Consider the following 17,133-nt stretch of genomic DNA (forward strand, 5'->3'; position numbering starts at 1 on the left):
GGTAGAGAAAGGGAAATACCTCTCGATAAACGCCACACGGCACCCCGCCAAATGAAAATCGAACGTTCAATTTCAATGCTGTAATATTTTTGTCATATCCACCGTCCTTTCAATCACGTTGGGCCGACGGCTATCGATGGTCAATTAATAAACTCGGCATTGTCGCTTTCCAAACCGGAACAGATCTCCATTTTATGTTCACGCAAAATCTTGCAGCGCAGCAGGAATAAGCGGGAAATGCCGGAAATGTAAGCCCTGACCTGATTGCTGCGCACCACCAGCAAAAACTCATCGCCGCTGCATTCCCCCGTTTGGTGAGCGGCGTAAGCCAGAATGTCCCGATTCAGGCTGGCGTTGACCGACGCCGAGGCGGCAGGCAAGGACATGAAAACCTTACAATTGCCGGACTTTCCCAGGTAGCTCTCCTGCCGGGCCTCCGAGCCGCTGAAATAGGCGGTGACAGCAATGGCCATGAGGATGCCCCCCAGGACCAATGCACAGATCATCAGCCAGCCGCGGCGGGAATCACCGAAAAAAGAGGTGGCCCGGTTGATGACAGTTGCGGATGGCGGGTTTATCGCCGCTTCGGGCGCAGGCTCCGGCAAAGAGGCGGCGGGTTCTGCATCGTGTCTATCTTCCGCTTCCTCATAAGACTCGATGGTAATCTCATCACGCAGCATAAAACCCACTTTAGGGACAGTGACAATAACCTCTTCTTCGACGCCCAGATTTTTAATCACCCGGCGTAATTTGCTGACGCACTGATTAAGATTATTATTGCTGGAAACCATGCCGTAATCGTCCCAGACCTTCTTGAATATCAATTCACGCCCCACGGCCTCGCCATGGTGGGCAATCAGCAGCAGCAACAACCGCTTGGAAGGACTGGATATGGATATGGGATCGTCAGAAAAATCAGTTGGGCTAAGGGTTCTGGTGTCTGCGTCAAAGAGAATATGGTCATTAAATCTATATTTCATTTTATTCACATGTTTTCACTATAGCGATAATTTATAGTTTGGCGTCAAATGTTAATGAAATATTAAATCGGGTTAATTCGCAAAAACACCCAAATGCAGGCAAGAAAAACCACGCAATCAACGCCACGAAATACGCTTTTTCACCTCACCACCGTTATATAGGATTTTTCTTGCAAACCATAACCAAAGGTTAACCAATCACCACGCCCATTGATATATTGACGTGATAAAAACCACAAAGTTAGTTTTTTATATCGCAAATTACAAACTCTAAGGAAAATCATCTCAAAAAATGGCCGAAGAACTAAATTTTAATAAAAAAATAATAACACGTGAATGTTGAGCGCAATCACATATAGCCGGCATACGCATTAGCCTGATGAATTAACGCGCTTGCCGCGACGCAAATGTTAAAGTTTAGGTTCAGCCAAGGCGCTGGGGAAATAATAATGAAAGGAAAAGCTTACGAATGACGCCTGTCGCATTATTCGCAACAGGCGAAAACATTCGCGCAGTTCATTGAACTGATGAAGGGAATATCAGGCTAAAGGTCAAGCAAGCAGCATCCTGGCCAGCGGAACACTGCGCGCGCACCTCACCGCCGTGCAGTGTCATGATGGCGCGCACGATAGAAAGCCCCAGCCCACTGGCATTATTGCCGGCGCTGCGCGCGGGATCGGCGCGGTAGAAACGATCGAACAGCTTTTCCAGCTGTGCCGGCGCGATCGGCGGCCCCTGATTGATAACCTGCACCCACCAGGCATCGGCGCGCCGTTCAGCCCGCAACGCGATCAGGCTGTTTTCATCGGCATAGCGCACCGCGTTGGCCACCAGGTTGCTCAGCGCCCGCTGGAACAACATCGCGTCCGCCTTCAGCTCGCCTTCCCCTTCGCAGCTCAGCGCGATGCCGCGTTCTTCCGCCAGCCCTTCGAAGTAATCCGCCACCCGCCGCAGTTCCAGCGCCACATCCAGACGGCCGTAGTTCAGCGCAGACTGCGCCTCCCCGGCGCGCGCCAGGAACAGGATGTTTTCCACCATGCGGGAAATGCGCTCCAGCTCATCCATATTGTTCGACAGCAGGGTTTCGTACTCCTCCACGCTGCGGGGCTGGTAAAGCGCCACCTGGCACTGGCCCATCAGCGCCCCTACCGGGGTGCGGATCTCATGGGCCAGATCGGCGGAAAACTGCGTCAGGCGCTGATAGCCTTCATTCAACCGATCGAGCATCGCATTGAACGAACGGGTCAGCTGCTGCAATTCCTTCGGCGCTCCCTGCTCGCTGAGGCGCGTCGACAGCGTATTGGGCGCAATCTGCGCTGCCTGCGCCGCCATGCGCCATAACGGCTTCAATCCCCGGCGCATGACCCCATACCCCAGCAGCGCAATCAGCAGGAAAGCCACCGCCACCGCCGCGACGATGCGCCACAGGTAACGCGCCAGCATCTTCTGCTCGTTGACCATCACGTGCGCGGCGGAGATCTGCAACAGGCTGCCGTCTTCCAGGCGCACCATCGCCGACGCCGCACGCAGCGGCACCCCCTGCGCCGTTTCCCCGCCGCGCATGGCGGCCAACGTCTGCGCCTGGCTGGCCGGCGTCGGCGCGATCGGCGGCAATGCCACCCCGGCCGGGTTCACGTTGATGAGCGGTTTTTGCCCCGGAATTTGGAAAATCAGCACGTCCTGTTCATTGCCCAGCATGTTTTCAAACAGGCCGTTATTGGCGGTCAGGCGCGCCAAAGGAAAGCGCTGTCCCAGCAAATGGCGGAAATACTCTACGCGCCCGGTCACCTGCAGATCGCTGCGCAGCGTCATTTCCTGGCGCATGGCGCTATACAGATACCCGCCCGTCCCGCTCACCACCAAAGCGGCCACCAGCGCGAACAGCGTGGCGGTGCGCAGCGTCAGCGATACCGGCCGACGTGAAGTGCGCCCGTTCACGAGCGAGGCTCGCAAACATAGCCGATGCCGCGCACGCTGTGGATCAGCTTGACGTCGAACGGCCGGTCTATTTTGGCGCGCAGGCGTTTGATCGCCACGTCAACCACATTGGTGTCGCTGTCAAAATTCATGTCCCACACCTGAGAGGCGATCTGCGTGCGCGACAGCACTTCTCCCTCGCGCCGCACCAGCAGGTGCAGCAGCATGAACTCCTTGTTGGTCAACGGGATCACCTGTTCCTGACGCACCGCCCGGCGGCGCAGCACGTCCAGCTGCAGATCGGCGATGGCGTAATGATCGGCTTCGCGCGCCGGCCCACGGCGCAGCAAGGTGCGTAAACGCAGCACCAGTTCGGTGAACGAAAACGGTTTAATCAGATAATCGTCCGCGCCCAGCTCCAGACCGTGGATACGATCCTGCACGCCGTCGCGAGCGGTGAGAAACAGAATCGGCACGTCGCTTTTCTTGCGCAGCACCTCGATGATCTGCCAACCGTCCAGCCCCGGCAGCATCACGTCGAGCACGATCGCATCGTAATCCTGCTCCAACGCGCGAAACAACCCGTCGGTGCCGGTGCGCGCCAAATCGACGCCGTACCCCGCCTCGCTCAGCCCTTTCTTCAGGTAATCCCCTGTGCCGATATCGTCTTCAACTACCAGTATTCGCATGCTCGCCACCTCGTTACGTCTGCAAAAATACTAGCAGCTTCAGCGGACAAACTTGATGACATTAATGTCATCAAACGGCCATGGCGCTGACCCAATGGCTCAACCATGCTTACCCGGCAAACTCATTTCAGGAGAACGTTATGATTACCCGTCATCGTATAGCCGGTTTACTGTTGTCCACCTTGCTGCTGTCCAGCGGCCTGGCCGCCGCCGCTCAAACGCCGGGCAAGGTTATCGCGCCGCTGCGCGGCACCATCAGCCAGGTGGCCGACGGCAATCTGCAGCTGACCGATCGCAAGGGTGAGACGCTCAGCGTCAAGCTGAACGATCAGACCAAAGTGCTCAGCGTTTCCAAGGCCACGCTGGACGACATCAAACCGGACAGTTTTATCGGCACCGCCGCCGTGCCGCAGCCGGACGGCACGCTCAAAGCGCTGGAGGTGCACGTGTTCGCCGCCAGCCTGCGCGGCACCGGCGAAGGACACTCGGCCTGGGAATCCGCCGACGGCAAAGTGGACACCATGACCAACGGCACCGTCGGCAAACTGGTGAAATCCAATGGCCGCACCCTGACCGTCACCTACGGCAACCAGCAGAAAACCGTCGTCGTGCCGGAAGACGTGCCGATCGTGACGCTGGATCCGGGCGATCTGAGCCTGCTGAAGCCGGGCGTGCACATCGTGCTGTTCTCCGCCGTCAACGATAAGGGCGAGCGCGTCGCCACCCGCATATCCGCCGGCAAAGACGGCACCGTACCGCCGATGTAACCGGAGAAAGCCATGAAAACCAACGCGTCGCGGCCGGTGCATCGCTGGCCGGTTCGAATCACTCATTGGATCAACCTGTTCGCCATGGTGTGCATGTTTATGAGCGGCTGGGAGATCTATAACGCCTCGCCGCTGTTCGATTTCCGCTTTCCGCCGCAGATGACGCTGGGCGGTTGGCTGGGCGGCGCGATTGGTTGGCATTTGGCGGTGATGTGGCTATTGGCGCTCAACGCCGCCTGCTATCTGCTGTGGAGCCTGTTCAGCGGCCATTTTCGCCGCGATCTGTTGCCGCTTCGCGTCGGCGCGCTGCGGCAGGATATCTGGCTGGCGTTGACGCTGCGCCTGCGCCACCGGCATGGCCACTACAACGCCATTCAAAAGCTGATGTACCTCGGCGTGCTGGCGCTGGGCCTATTGCTGGTGCTGTCCGGCCTGGCGATTTGGAAGCCGGTTCAGCTGCAGGGATTGGTCGCCCTGTTTGGCGGCTTCGATTTCGCGCGCTACGTGCATTTCTTCGCCATGGTCGGCATTGGCCTGTTCGTGGCGATCCACGTCTTTATGGTGATCGTCGTGCCCAAAACGCTGTGGGCGATGATAACGGGTGGCAAACATGAATGAGAAAAAGCCGCGGGCAACCGCGCCAAAACTGGAACCGGACCAAAAAAAGCAGCTGGTCAATCTGCAGCGCCGCCTGATGCTGCGCTCCGGCCTGACGCTGGGCGGCATCGCCATGCTCACCGGTTGCAACCTGCAAGACGGCGATCGGGTGGATAAGGTGCTGTGGGCCATGTCGCGCTGGAACGACCGGGTGCAGGCCTGGCTGTTCAGCGGCCAGCGGCTGGCGCAAACTTACCGGCCCGATCAGATTACCCAGCCTTTCCCCTTCAACGCGTTTTACCCGGAATACAACGTCCCCGAGATCGATCTGGCCGGCTACCGGCTTGAAGTCGCGGGGAAAGTGGAGAAAAAAGCGCCCTGGACGCTGGAACAGCTGCAGCGGCTGCCGCAGCAAAGCCAGATCACGCGTCTGATCTGCATTGAGGGCTGGAGCGCCATCGGCCAATGGGGCGGCGTGCCGCTGCGCACCTTTCTGCAGCACGTCGGGGCGGATCTGAATGCCGGTTACGTCGGCTTCAAATGCGCCGATCGCTACTACTCCAGCCTCGACATGGCCACCGCGCTGCACCCGCAGACCATTCTGGCGCTGGATTTCGGCGGCAAGGCGCTGCCGGCGGACTATGGCTACCCGCTGCGGCTGCGGGTGCCCACCAAACTGGGGTTCAAAAACGCCAAACATATCGCCGCCATCTTCGTCAGCGACGTCAATCCGGGCGGCTATTGGGAAGATCAGGGCTACAACTGGTTCAGCGGCATTTAGTTTTGCGCGGCGCTGCGCATAAGCTCCATCGGCGGCTGGAGGATCTTCTCCGCCGCAGTTAATAATCGGTTCGTCACAAAGGGGATAACTATAGGAAAAATAATAGTAAAAAGGATTTTCATCATGGAGATTGATGTGAGGGAGTCACACACAGGGATAGCATACACATACAGGTATCAGATTACTGTAAGAAAAAGTGATGGTAAAACGGCCATCTATCATTTGGATTTCAAGAAAATTGGGCAAAACATGCACCATTGGTTTGCCCCAGTGTATGTGGACACCACTCTCCTCGATAATGCTTTCTCTCTGGAATTTTATGATGTTAAGGCGCTGAGCGACGCAAGCAGGCACCAGCGCTCAGCTTTCGATACCTATACCGCAATGCATTACACCCTTCTCCAACGCGAACGTTTATTCGTCGTTGGCATCGGGGAAACCCTTCTCAAGTTTGCTTATCAGTATCATGCCAGGATCATCTTCAGTGCACCGTTAAGGCCAGCATTAGCTAAAATTTATGATTTCCTGTTGAAAAAACACGCTGAAAAAGGGCATTATTTATACAAAATAGAGTTTATAAAGGACGGCCTCTATGTCATCGAAATCCCGCATAACCCCCATAACACCCCATACTTACCAGCAGCACGTTAAGGAACAACGCCTGAAAGAGATGCAAGCCTTCCACGAAGAGTGGTGGGAACAAAGGCGCCGCGAATGGCGTGAACGCGGCGGCGTTGAAGCAAGTGAACCGCCCGCACGTGGCATCGATACCGAACTTTTATCCTGATTCCGGTTCGTTCTTACTCTTCTTCCCCTGCCGTCAGCAACGCAAGCCCCGCTTGCTCGATTGCCTCCCGCGCGGCGGCGGGCAGCCCCTCGTCGGTAATGACGGCGTCAAAGGCGGCGATCGGCAGCGCCAGGTAGGTCGCGATCTTGCCGTATTTCGAGGTGTCGCTGAGCAGAATGCAGCGGCGGCTGGCCTCGACGATGGCCTTCTTTACCATCACCTTGTCTTCGTTCGGCGTCGACAGGCCGCGCATGCTCCACGAAGAGGCGGAGATAAACGCCAGATCGATAAACAGACCGCGCAGCGCCTGCGCCGCCGCTTCGCCGACGCAGGAGCGGTTTTCCCGGCACACGGTGCCGCCGGTGTGGATGATTCTGCACTGGCTGTGTTCGATCAGGAAGCCGGCGATGACAAAGTCGTTGGTCACCACCGTCAAATCGTCACGTTCACCGATCTGCTTCGCCAGCGCCAGCGTGGTGGTGCCGGCATCCAGATAAATACAGCTATTGGCGGGAATTTGCCGCGCCGCCAGCCGGCCGATGGCGATTTTCTGCCGGCTGAACATCCCCTCTTTGGCCTGGTGCGAAGGTTCGCTCGCCACCCGCTCGGGCGCCTGCACGCCGCCCGAGACCGACTGCACCGCGCCCTGTTCCTCCAGCTTTTGCAAATCGCGGCGGATCGTCATATGCGACACCCCCAGCCGTTCGGTCAGCTCGGCAATGCTGACGACGCCGCGTTCGGATACCAGCGCAAGAATTTGTTGATGGCGTTCTACAGGTATCACGGTTCCCTCTCGTTGCTGCGGTGATAATAATTGTGATTTTACGTCAATTTTCGTTCGCCGATAGCCCTAATTTTTCGCGGCGTGACGGCGCGCGCAGTGACGCCAAAAAAACATAAACTTATTTAAAACATAACAATAATGTTGATACAGGCCAGAAACCGTACGAAGAATTCGTCTCACACATTGTTAATTATTGTGATATCGATCGCGGATAAACGGCCGTCAAGCGCTTACATTTAACACAACAAAACAAATTATCACTAAAATTAACAGGAGTGCAGTATGACACACCCAGGGAATTATGCCGTCTGCGTCATTGGGCTGGGCGCGATGGGCATGGGCGCGGCGCGCTCGTGCCTCCGCGCCGGATTGACCACCTACGGGGCGGACCTGAATCCGCAGGCGCTGGCGGCGCTGCAACAGGCAGGCGCAAAACACGCGTCTACCAGCGCGCGCGACTTCGCCGCCGAACTGGACGCCGTGCTGCTGCTGGTGGTGAACGCCGCCCAGGTGAAGCAGATCCTGTTCGGCGAACAAGGCCTGGCGCCAAAGCTCAAGCCGGGCACCGCGGTGATGGTCTCTTCGACCATTTCCGCCGATGACGCCAAACAGATCGAGCAACGGCTGCTGGACTACGGGCTGCCGATGCTGGATGCGCCGGTTTCCGGCGGAGCGGCCAAGGCGGAGGAAGGCCAGATGACGGTGATGGCCGCTGGCGCCGACGCCACCTTCGAGCGCCTGCAACCCGTGCTGGACGCCATCGCCGGCAAGGTTTACCGCATCGGCGAGGCGATCGGCCTGGGCGCGACGGTTAAAATCATCCACCAGCTGTTGGCCGGGGTGCACATCGCCGCCGGAGCGGAAGCCATGGCGCTGGCCGCCCGCGCCGGCATCCCGCTGGACGTGATGTACGACGTGGTCACCCACGCCGCCGGCAACTCCTGGATGTTCGAAAATCGCATGCGCCACGTGGTCGACGGCGACTATGCGCCCAAATCGGCGGTGGATATCTTCGTCAAGGATCTGGGGCTGGTGGCCGATACCGCCAAGGCGCTGCACTTCCCGCTGCCGCTGGCCTCCACCGCCTTCACCATGTTTACCGCCGCCAGCAACGCCGGTTACGGTAAAGAAGACGACAGTGCGGTAATCAAAATCTTTGCCGGCATCGATTTGCCGCAGAAAAAGGAGGCAATCTGATGCTGCTCGGCGTAATCGCGGATGATTTTACCGGCGCGACCGATATCGCCAGTTTTCTGGTGCAAAACGGCCTGCCGACGGTGCAGTTGAACGGCGTGCCGCAAGACGAAACGCCGGTCAGCGCGCAGGCGGCGGTCATCAGCCTGAAATCGCGCTCCTGCCCGGCAGAGCAGGCGGTCGAACTGTCGTTGCAGGCGCTGGCCTGGCTGCAAAAACAGGGCTGCCGCCAGTTCTACTTCAAATACTGCTCCACTTTCGACAGCACCGCGCAGGGCAATATCGGCCCGGTGACCGACGCCCTGCTCGCCGCGCTGGGGGAAAGTTTCACTGTGGTATCTCCGGCGTTGCCGATAAACGGCCGCACGGTCTATCAGGGCCACCTGTTCGTCGGGGAACAGCTGCTGTCCGAATCCGGCATGCGTCATCACCCGGTCACGCCGATGACCGACAGCAACCTGCTGCGCCTGATGGAATCCCAGGCCACCGGGCGCTGCGGGCTGGTGACGGCGGCGGAAATGGATCGCGGCGCCGGGGCGGTCAGCGAGAAACTGCGGCAATTGGCGCAGGAAGGCGTGCGCTACGCGGTGCTGGATACGCTCAACGAACGGCATCTGCTCAGCCAGGGCGAAGCGTTGAAAACGATGAAGCTGGTGACCGGCGGTTCGGGCCTGGCGATCGGCCTGGCGCGGCAGTGGGCGCAGAACGGCGAGCGTTCGGCAGAGGCGGCCGGCGCGCCGCAGGGCGAGAAAGCGGCGGTGCTGTCCGGTTCTTGCTCCGTCATGACTAACCGGCAGGTGGCGCACTACCGCGAACGCGCGGCGGCGCAGGCCATCGATATCGGCCGCTGTCTCGATCCGCAGGCGCGCGCCGCCTACGCCGCCGAGCTGGCGCATTGGGCGCAGCGTCACGCCGGGGAGGCGCTTGCCCCGCTGATCTACGCCACCGCAGCGCCGGAAGCGCTGCAGCAAACGCAACGGCAGTACGGTAGCGCCGCCAGCGAGGCGGTGGAGGCGTTGTTCGCCGAGCTGGTAGTGCAACTGCGCCAGTTGGGATTCAGCCGCTTTATCGTCGCCGGCGGCGAAACCTCCGGCGTGGTCACGCAGGCGCTGGGCATTCGCGGCTTCCATATCGGCCCCAGCATTTCCCCCGGCGTTCCCTGGGTGCGCGCCAGCGATCGGGCCATTTCCCTGGCATTGAAATCAGGCAATTTTGGCGATGAAGCCTTCTTCGCGCGCGCGCAAACGGAGTTTCCAGTATGACCACGACCATCGAACAGCAGGCACGAGAAGAGATGGTGCGCCTGGGTGCCTCGTTTTTCCAACGCGGTTACGCCACCGGCTCAGCCGGCAACCTCTCGCTGTTGCTGCCGGACGGCGCGCTGCTGGCGACGCCGACCGGCTCCTGTCTCGGCGAGCTGCAGGCCGACCGCCTGTCTAAAGTGAGCCTGAACGGCGACTGGCTGTCCGGCGACAAGCCGTCGAAAGAGATCAGCTTTCACCGCGCGCTGTATCTGAACAACCCGGAATGCAAAGCGGTGGTGCACCTGCATTGCACCTACCTCACGGCGCTCTCTTGCCTGCAGGGGCTGGACGTCGACAACGCCATCAAACCGTTCACCCCCTATGTGGTGATGCGCGTCGGCAAGGTACCGGTGGTGCCCTACTATCGCCCCGGCGACGAAAGGCTGGCGCAGGATCTGGCCCGCCTGGCGCCCACCCACCGCGCCTTTTTGCTGGCCAACCACGGGCCGGTGGTGACGGGTAAAGACCTGCGAGCGGCGGCGGACAATACCGAAGAGATGGAAGATGCGGCGCGGCTGATCTTCACCCTCGGCGATCGTCCGATCCGCTATTTGACCGATGATGAAATTGCCGAATTACGGAGCTGACCCATGCCTAAATTTGCCGCCAATTTATCGATGATGTTTAACGAAGTGCCGTTCCTCGAGCGCTTCGCCGCCGCTGCCGAACAAGGCTTCAACGCGGTGGAGTTCCTGTTCCCTTACGAGCATCCCGCCGAGCTGTTGGCGGAAAAACTGCGCGAACACGGCCTGCAACAGGTGCTGTTCAACACCGCGCCCGGCGATGTCGCCGCCGGCGAATGGGGGCTGGCGGCGCTGCCGGGCCGCGAGCAGGATGCGCGCGCCGATATCGATCGCGCGCTGGCCTACGCCATCGCCCTCGCCTGCCCCTGCGTGCACCTGATGGCCGGCGTGGTGCCCGCGGGCGCGGACCGGCAGCGTTATCTCGACACCTTTATCGCCAATGCGCGCTATGCCGCCGACGCCTTCGCCCCGCACGGCGTCAAGGTGCTGATCGAAGCGCTCAGCCCACCGGTCAAGCCCGACTACCTGTTCGTCAGTCAACATCATGCGGCGGAGGCGGTGGCGGCTATCGAGAGACCGAACGTGTTCATTCAGTTCGACTTTTTCCACGCGCAGTTAGTGGACGGCAATATCAGCGGGTTGCTGGAAACGCTGGCCGGGCGCTACGCGCATATCCAGATAGCCTCGGTGCCGGATCGCCATGAGCCGGATGACGGCGAACTGAATTACCCGTGGCTGTTCGACAGGCTGGATGCGCTCGGTTATCAGGGCTGGGTAGGTTGCGAATACCGGCCGCGCGGCGACACCGCCGCCGGGCTCGGCTGGCTGAAACCTTACCGCTAACGCCGCCGCCGACACCAGGAAATCGATTTTATAACAATGAAACGCACCCGTATCGCCACGCGGCGATCGCGGTGCCCAACGCTTACCCAACGAAAGGCTTTTTTCATGTCTACCTCTCTGCTGTTGCTGATTGCCGTACTCGGCGTGGTGCTGCTGTTATTGATGGTCATCAAGGCGAAGGTGCAACCCTTTGTCGCGCTGTTGGTGGTCAGTCTGCTGGTGGCGTTGGCCAGCGGCATTCCGACCGGTGAAGTGATGAAAGTGATGACCGCCGGGATGGGCGGCGTGCTCGGCTCGGTGACCATCATCATAGGCCTGGGGGCGATGCTTGGCCGCATGATCGAACACTCGGGCGGCGCCGAGTCGCTGGCGCAGCGCTTCAGCCAGGGGCTGGGGCCGAAACGCACCGTCGCCGCGCTGACCCTCGCCGCGTTTATCCTCGGCATTCCGGTGTTCTTCGACGTCGGCTTTATCATTCTGGCGCCGATTATCTACGGCTTCGCCAAGGTCGCCAAAGTGTCGCCGCTGAAGTTCGGCCTGCCGATGGCCGGCGTGATGTTGACGGTTCACGTCGCGCTGCCGCCGCACCCCGGCCCGGTGGCCGCCGCCGGTTTGCTCAACGCCGACATCGGTTGGCTGACCATCATCGGCCTCGCGATCTGTATTCCGGTCGGCGCGATCGGCTATTTCGCCGCCAACTACCTCAACCGAAAAACCTATCCGTTATCGATAGAGGTGCTGGAACAGCTGCAGCTGGCGGCGCCGGAACCGCGTCCGGAAGGGCAAGCGCCGCTCAGCGATCGCATCAACCCGCCCGGCGCCGGCCTGGTGGCGGCGCTGATCGTCATCCCGATCGCCATCATCATGCTCGGTACCGTCTCCGCCACGCTGTTGCCTGCCGGCTCGGCGCTGCGCGATACGCTGTCGCTGCTGGGCTCGCCGGCGGTGGCGCTGATGATCGCCCTGCTGCTGGCCTTCTACTTCCTGGCGCTGCGCCGCGGCTGGAGCCTGCAACACGCCAGCGATGTGATGGGCGCTGCGCTGCCGACCGCCGCGGTGGTGATCCTGGTGACCGGCGCGGGCGGCGTGTTCGGCAAGGTGCTGGTGGAATCCGGCGTCGGCAAGGCGCTGGCGGAGGTGCTGACGGCCATCGGCCTGCCGCTGGTGCCCGCCGCCTTTATCATTTCGCTGGCGCTGCGCGCTTCGCAGGGATCCGCCACCGTGGCGATCCTGACCACCGGCGGCCTGTTGTCGGAGGCGGTCAGCGGCTTGAATCAGCTGCAGCTGGTGCTGGTAACGCTGGCGACCTGTTTCGGCGGGCTGGGGCTTTCCCACGTCAACGACTCCGGTTTTTGGATCGTCACGCGCTATCTGGGGCTGTCGGTGGCCGACGGCCTGAAAACCTGGACGGTGCTGACCACCCTGCTCGGCCTGAGCGGCTTTCTGTTCACCTGGCTGTTGTGGCTGGCGGTGTGATTTCTCTGGCATACTGAACGCCGTTGTTTTTCATCGCCTTTCACCCTGTGCAGGAGCAGCAACATGACCGTAATCAACACCGCGCCAACGCTTGTCACCGAACGCCTGCGGCTGGACGCGCACAGGCTGGACGACTTCGAGTCGCTGGCCGCATTGTGGGCCGATCCGCTGGTGGTACGCTATATCGGCGGCACGCCGCGCGACCGGGAAGACTCCTGGGGGCGCCTGATGCGCTACGCTGGCCACTGGGCGCTGTTGGGGTATGGAAATTGGGCGGTGCGTGACAAACAGAACGGCGAGTACCTCGGCAGCATCGGCTTCTTCGACGGCCTGCGCGATATCACCCCGGCGCTCGACGCGCCGGAGATGGGCTGGACGCTGGTGAGTTCGGCGCACGGCAAAGGCTACGCCACCGAGGCACTGCGGGCGGCGCTGGCCTGGGGTAAAACGCACCTGCCGGGGGAGAAAACCGTCTGCATCATCTCGCCGGAAAACCAGGCTTCGCTGGCGCTGGCGAAAAAAGTCGGCTTTAGCGAAAGCCGCCGCAGCGAGTATCACCAAAGCCCGATCGTCGTGATGCATTGCCCGCTCTAAAACCTAACCGCGTTGCATCGCCAACGCCGTCTGAACAAAGTTGTCCCGCAGCGCGTCGGCGCGCTGCGGGTCCCAGGCGATACCGACCTGCCACTCCGTTTCCTCGCCGCTCAGCGGTAAAATATCGATGTCGGCCGGCGCGATATGCGTGATGCTGTGCGGCAGCAACGCAACGCCGACGCCGGCGGCGACCAGCGCCAACAGCGTCTGAATATCGCCGGCCTGCTGCACCACGTTCGGCGTCAAGCGGTGAGCGGCGATAAACCGCAGCGACTGATCGCTCAGCCCGCGCCCGCGCTTCGGAGTCAACTGCAACAGCGGCAGCTGATTGAAACGCGCCATCAGATCGTCGGCGCGCAGCGCCAGCGCGCCCGGCGCGGCCAGCACCAACCGGTCACTCAGCATTGCCACGCCGCACAGCGGCGTATTGACCGGCAAACGCACGAACCCCGCCTGCAACTCCCCCTGTAACAGCAACTGATACTGCCGCTCCGACGGGATGTCCTCCAGGCCGATCGCCACCTCGGGAAACCGTTGGCGAAAAGCCGCCACCAGCTGCGGCGCCAGATGAAAGCTGGAGAGGCCAAATCCCAGCGCCAGCCGCCCCGCTTCCCCGAGCGCCACCCGCCGGGCGCGCCGCTGAAACTGCTGGTACTGTTCCACCAGCGCCTGCGCCTCCGGGTAGAGCCGCTGCCCGCCGGCGGTGAGCACCGCGCCCTGTCGGCCACGCTCGAACAATCGAACGCCGAGCTGGGTTTCCAGCGCCTGAATCTGCTTGCTCAGCGCCGGCTGGCTGATGCACAGCCGGCTCGCCGCCTGTCGATAGTTGCCCTGCTCGGCCAGCGCCACCAGGGCGCGCAGTTGTTTTATATCCATTCCATCAGGTTATCAAATAAGGAATTTAATTGATTATACAGTAATCAATCCACCTGCTGTAATCAACGCAGACCCTAACCGGAGAGACACCATGACCATCTCATTGCGCGCCGCCACGGTGCAGTTCCAGCATCGCGCCAACGATAAGAATTACAACCTCTCGATCATTGAGCGCTTTATCGCTCAGGCGGCCGAGCAGCAGGTACAGCTGCTGGCCTTCCCGGAAATGTGCATCACCGGCTATTGGCACGTGCGCCATCTGTCCGACGCCGAAGTGCGGGCGCTGGCGGAACCGATCGCCGCCAGCCCTTCGCTGGCGCGCATTCGCCCGCTGGCGGAGCGTTACAACATGGCGATCGGCGTCGGGCTGATCGAGCTGGGCGACGACGGCCGTTGCTACAACGCCTACGCCGTATGCCTGCCGGACGGCGCGCTGCATGTGCACCGTAAACTGCACGCCTTCGAACACCCGGCTATCGCCAGCGGCGATCGCTATACCGTATTCGACACCCCCTGGGGCGTGCGCGTGGGCGTATTGATCTGCTGGGACAACAATCTGGTGGAGAATGTGCGCGCAACGGCGCTGCTGGGCGCGGAGGTGTTGATGGCCCCGCACCAGACCGGCGGCACCCATTCGCGCAGCCCGCACGGCATGAAGCCGATCCCACAGGCGCTGTGGCAGCGGCGGGCGGAAGATCCGCAGGCGATAGAAGCCGCCTTTCGCGGCGAACACGGCCGCGGCTGGCTGATGCGCTGGCTGCCCTCGCGCGCTCACGACAACGGGCTGTTTTTGCTGTTCAGCAACGGCGTGGGCCGCGATGACGATGAGGTACGCACCGGCAATGCGATGATCCTCGATCCCTACGGCCGCATCGTGGCGGAGACCTGGGCGGCGGAAGACCGGATGGTCAGTGCCGATCTCGATCTGACGCTGATCCCGCTCAGCACTGGCCGCCGCTGGATTTACGGACGCCGCCCCGAGCTGTACGGTTTACTGACCGAACCGCAAGGCTATGAGCGCGATGCCCGCAGCGCACGCTTTTCGACGCAGCCGACGGGGCGCGGCGGCCAATGACAGATAAAAAAAATCCGCCCGAAGGCGGATTTTTTATCCGCGCGGCAACCTGTGCCGCGCATTCACGCCCGCAGGCATGAAGAAATCTTAGAAGCGGTAGCCTACGCCAACGTTCCAGCTGCCAACGTCCACGCTGCGGATGCGGCTCTGCTCGTAGCCAACGTCCAGGGCAACGTTTTCGATTGGGTTGAACTGCAGACCGGCACCGTAGGTGAAGCCGTAGTCGCTGTTGCCACCCTTGTTACCACCAGCCTGGGCGTTGTCGATGTTTTTGCCGTAGCCAACACCGATCACACCGTAGATGCTCGCCCAGTCGTTGAAGCGGTAAGCTGGACCTGCGGTGATGGAATCGTACTGAGATTTCTTGTAGAAACCGTTTTCAGAACGATTTTTTTCCAGGTGGGTGAAGGAGCCGATCACACCCAGTGGGTTGTTGTCGAACTCGTAACGGTATTTCAGGTTGAAACCGTCGGCCTTGTTAGCAACGCCTTGGAGATCACCCTGCGCATAGCCAGCGGATACGGTGCTCTGACCAGCGAATGCGGTACCTGCGCTAACTGCTAATACGCAAGCTGCTACTGCGGAAAGACATGCAATTTTTTTCATAACCACCTCAAACGCGTTTTATTATTAAGTACATCCATTTGTTCATGCTTTGAAAATATAACAAAAATTAGCGTGAAACTCTGCCTTGAAATGAGTGTCTAAAGCTTTATATCGTGTAACAGAAGATTTCAAGAACAGTGTATCTGCTTCTTTTCACTCTATTTTCGGCCGTATTCTACGGCTTTCTGTGACAAAAATCACCAATTTAATATCCAGATAATTCTTAAGAAAAAGCGCACTTTTTGACCAAATCCGCCACATCTCATCCGAGGATCGGCGGATTTCACCGCGATGCGCGCTTTTCTCAGACAGATTTTCGCCATTTCATTTACACTGCTCGCATCCCCGTTTCGACCGTTTTCTCAAGGCTGAGGAACGGCGCAAAAAAGGCTCGTTAAGGATGTCGTTATCTACTTCCGGCAGAGCGCCCTCCGCGCTGCTGCCCATCTGTCTGTTAATCATCGCCATGGTGTCTATCCAGAGCGGCGCCTCGTTGGCCAAAAGCCTGTTCCCGATCGTGGGCGCCGAAGGCATTACGACGCTGCGCCTTTTCATCGGCACCCTGATTCTGTTCATTATCTTCCGCCCGTGGCGTATGCGCATCGTCGCCGGCAGCCGCTTGCCGCTGCTGATTTACGGCCTGTCGCTCGGCGCGATGAACTACCTGTTCTACCTGTCGCTGCGCACCGTGCCGCTCGGCATCGCCGTGGCGCTGGAGTTTACCGGCCCGTTGGCGGTGGCCATGTTCTCGTCGCGCCGGCCGATCGACTTTCTTTGGGTGGCGCTGGCGATCGCCGGGTTGTGGTTCCTGTTGCCGCTCGGCCACGGCGTGGGCGGGATCGATCCGTTCGGTGCCGCCTGTGCGCTCGGCGCCGGCGCCTGCTGGGCGGTCTATATCATCTTCGGCCAGAAGGCCGGCGGCGATCACGGCCCCGGTACGGTGGCGCTCGGCTCCTTGATCGCCGCGCTGGTGTTCTGCCCGATCGGCGCCTGGCAAACCGGCAGCGTGCTGTTCAATCTCGATATTCTGCCGGTGGCGCTGGCGGTGGCGATCCTCTCCACCGCGCTGCCATATTCGCTGGAGATCATCGCGCTGCCCAAAATTCCGGCGCGCACCTTCGGCACCTTAATGAGCCTCGAACCGGCGATGGCGGCGCTGTCCGGCATGCTGTTCCTCGGCGAACACCTGAGCGGCGTGCAATGGCTGGCGCTGGCGGCGATTATCGCCGCCTCCATGGGCTCCGCCCTGACCATTCGTCCCAAGCCGCGCCTCGAAAGCCTTTCCTGATCGCCTGACTCGCCTGCCGACCGCAACGTCGGAATGCAGGCGGGTTAACTG

Annotated in this window: 18 protein-coding genes; 12 read left to right on the forward strand and 6 right to left on the reverse strand. The window is 60.4% G+C overall.

Translation table 11 applies throughout. The features are described 5' to 3' along the window. Positions 1-140: 140 nt before the first annotated feature. From ABTW55_RS04375 to ABTW55_RS04385, 3 genes are all read right to left on the reverse strand, one after another. Positions 141-980 carry a winged helix-turn-helix domain-containing protein gene (locus ABTW55_RS04375; protein ID WP_033646852.1) on the reverse strand — a complete coding sequence of 280 codons (840 nt, stop codon included), beginning with the start codon at positions 978-980 and terminating at the stop codon, positions 141-143. A 516-nt stretch (positions 981-1,496) separates the two neighbouring features. Next, on the reverse strand, positions 1,497-2,918 hold the full coding sequence (locus tag ABTW55_RS04380; RefSeq protein ID WP_060419937.1) for a heavy metal sensor histidine kinase: 1,422 nt from the start codon (positions 2,916-2,918) through the stop codon (positions 1,497-1,499). Next, complete coding sequence (locus tag ABTW55_RS04385; protein WP_033637675.1) at positions 2,915-3,586, reverse strand: heavy metal response regulator transcription factor; 672 nt, start codon at positions 3,584-3,586, stop codon at positions 2,915-2,917. Before ABTW55_RS04385 ends, ABTW55_RS04380 begins: the two co-directional genes overlap by 4 nt. 140 nt (positions 3,587-3,726) lie before the next feature. On the opposite strand from ABTW55_RS04385, the gene ABTW55_RS04390 reads away from it, so the two are divergent. From ABTW55_RS04390 to ABTW55_RS04405, 4 genes are all read left to right on the forward strand, one after another. Beyond that, positions 3,727-4,353 carry a hypothetical protein gene (locus ABTW55_RS04390; protein ID WP_033653393.1) on the forward strand — a complete coding sequence of 209 codons (627 nt, stop codon included), beginning with the start codon at positions 3,727-3,729 and terminating at the stop codon, positions 4,351-4,353. A gap of 12 nt (positions 4,354-4,365) precedes the next feature. Continuing rightward, positions 4,366-4,971 (forward strand): cytochrome b/b6 domain-containing protein, encoded by a 606-nt coding sequence (locus tag ABTW55_RS04395; RefSeq protein ID WP_033637673.1) that lies wholly within the window; start codon positions 4,366-4,368, stop codon positions 4,969-4,971. Further along, on the forward strand, positions 4,964-5,731 hold the full coding sequence (locus ABTW55_RS04400) for a molybdopterin-dependent oxidoreductase (RefSeq protein WP_033637672.1): 768 nt from the start codon (positions 4,964-4,966) through the stop codon (positions 5,729-5,731). The genes ABTW55_RS04395 and ABTW55_RS04400 overlap by 8 nt, the downstream gene beginning before the upstream one ends. A 123-nt stretch (positions 5,732-5,854) precedes the next feature. Next, a complete protein-coding gene (locus tag ABTW55_RS04405; RefSeq protein WP_060419940.1) occupies positions 5,855-6,382 on the forward strand; it encodes a hypothetical protein in 528 nt (175 codons plus the stop codon). Positions 6,383-6,531: 149 nt separating this feature from the next. Here ABTW55_RS04405 and ygbI read toward each other — a convergent pair whose 3' ends face one another. Then, positions 6,532-7,302: a DNA-binding transcriptional repressor YgbI gene (gene ygbI / locus ABTW55_RS04410; RefSeq protein ID WP_033637671.1), complete on the reverse strand. Its 771-nt coding sequence runs from the start codon at positions 7,300-7,302 to the stop codon at positions 6,532-6,534. Positions 7,303-7,584: 282 nt separating this feature from the next. Here ygbI and ltnD point away from each other — a divergent pair, with 282 nt between their 5' ends. The 6 genes from ltnD (at position 7,585) to ABTW55_RS04440 (ending at position 13,237) form a co-directional block, all read left to right on the forward strand. Continuing rightward, entirely contained in the window at positions 7,585-8,499 is a 915-nt protein-coding gene (gene ltnD / locus ABTW55_RS04415; protein ID WP_033646860.1) for an L-threonate dehydrogenase, read from the forward strand. Beyond that, on the forward strand, positions 8,499-9,758 hold the full coding sequence (otnK, locus tag ABTW55_RS04420) for a 3-oxo-tetronate kinase (RefSeq protein ID WP_080289896.1): 1,260 nt from the start codon (positions 8,499-8,501) through the stop codon (positions 9,756-9,758). Before ltnD ends, otnK begins: the two co-directional genes overlap by 1 nt. Further along, complete coding sequence (locus ABTW55_RS04425; protein ID WP_033637668.1) at positions 9,755-10,387, forward strand: aldolase; 633 nt, start codon at positions 9,755-9,757, stop codon at positions 10,385-10,387. Before otnK ends, ABTW55_RS04425 begins: the two co-directional genes overlap by 4 nt. Before the next feature lie 3 nt (positions 10,388-10,390). Further along, entirely contained in the window at positions 10,391-11,167 is a 777-nt protein-coding gene (gene otnI / locus ABTW55_RS04430; protein ID WP_060419944.1) for a 2-oxo-tetronate isomerase, read from the forward strand. 105 nt (positions 11,168-11,272) lie between these two features. Beyond that, a complete protein-coding gene (locus ABTW55_RS04435; RefSeq protein WP_033646865.1) occupies positions 11,273-12,643 on the forward strand; it encodes a GntP family transporter in 1,371 nt (456 codons plus the stop codon). 63 nt (positions 12,644-12,706) lie between these two features. Next, a complete protein-coding gene (locus ABTW55_RS04440; protein ID WP_033646867.1) occupies positions 12,707-13,237 on the forward strand; it encodes a GNAT family N-acetyltransferase in 531 nt (176 codons plus the stop codon). A gap of 3 nt (positions 13,238-13,240) precedes the next feature. Here ABTW55_RS04440 and ABTW55_RS04445 read toward each other — a convergent pair whose 3' ends face one another. Further along, on the reverse strand, positions 13,241-14,113 hold the full coding sequence (locus ABTW55_RS04445; RefSeq protein WP_060419948.1) for a LysR family transcriptional regulator: 873 nt from the start codon (positions 14,111-14,113) through the stop codon (positions 13,241-13,243). 91 nt (positions 14,114-14,204) lie between these two features. On the opposite strand from ABTW55_RS04445, the gene ABTW55_RS04450 reads away from it, so the two are divergent. Then, positions 14,205-15,188, forward strand: coding sequence for a nitrilase family protein (locus ABTW55_RS04450; RefSeq protein ID WP_033637663.1), 984 nt, complete (start codon positions 14,205-14,207; stop codon positions 15,186-15,188). An 87-nt stretch (positions 15,189-15,275) separates the two neighbouring features. Here ABTW55_RS04450 and ompX read toward each other — a convergent pair whose 3' ends face one another. Further along, the gene (gene ompX / locus ABTW55_RS04455) at positions 15,276-15,794 is read right to left on the reverse strand and encodes an outer membrane protein OmpX (protein WP_033637662.1); all 519 of its coding nucleotides are present in this window, start codon (positions 15,792-15,794) and stop codon (positions 15,276-15,278) included. A 400-nt stretch (positions 15,795-16,194) separates the two neighbouring features. Between ompX and rhtA the strand changes: the two genes are divergently transcribed. Beyond that, positions 16,195-17,082 (forward strand): threonine/homoserine exporter RhtA, encoded by an 888-nt coding sequence (gene rhtA / locus ABTW55_RS04460; RefSeq protein WP_004939202.1) that lies wholly within the window; start codon positions 16,195-16,197, stop codon positions 17,080-17,082. The last annotated feature ends 51 nt before the right edge of the window (positions 17,083-17,133 follow it).

Origin of the sequence: Serratia sp. SM04 (assembly GCF_040280225.1) — a bacterium.
Classification (GTDB): Bacteria; Pseudomonadota; Gammaproteobacteria; order Enterobacterales; family Enterobacteriaceae; genus Serratia; species Serratia sarumanii.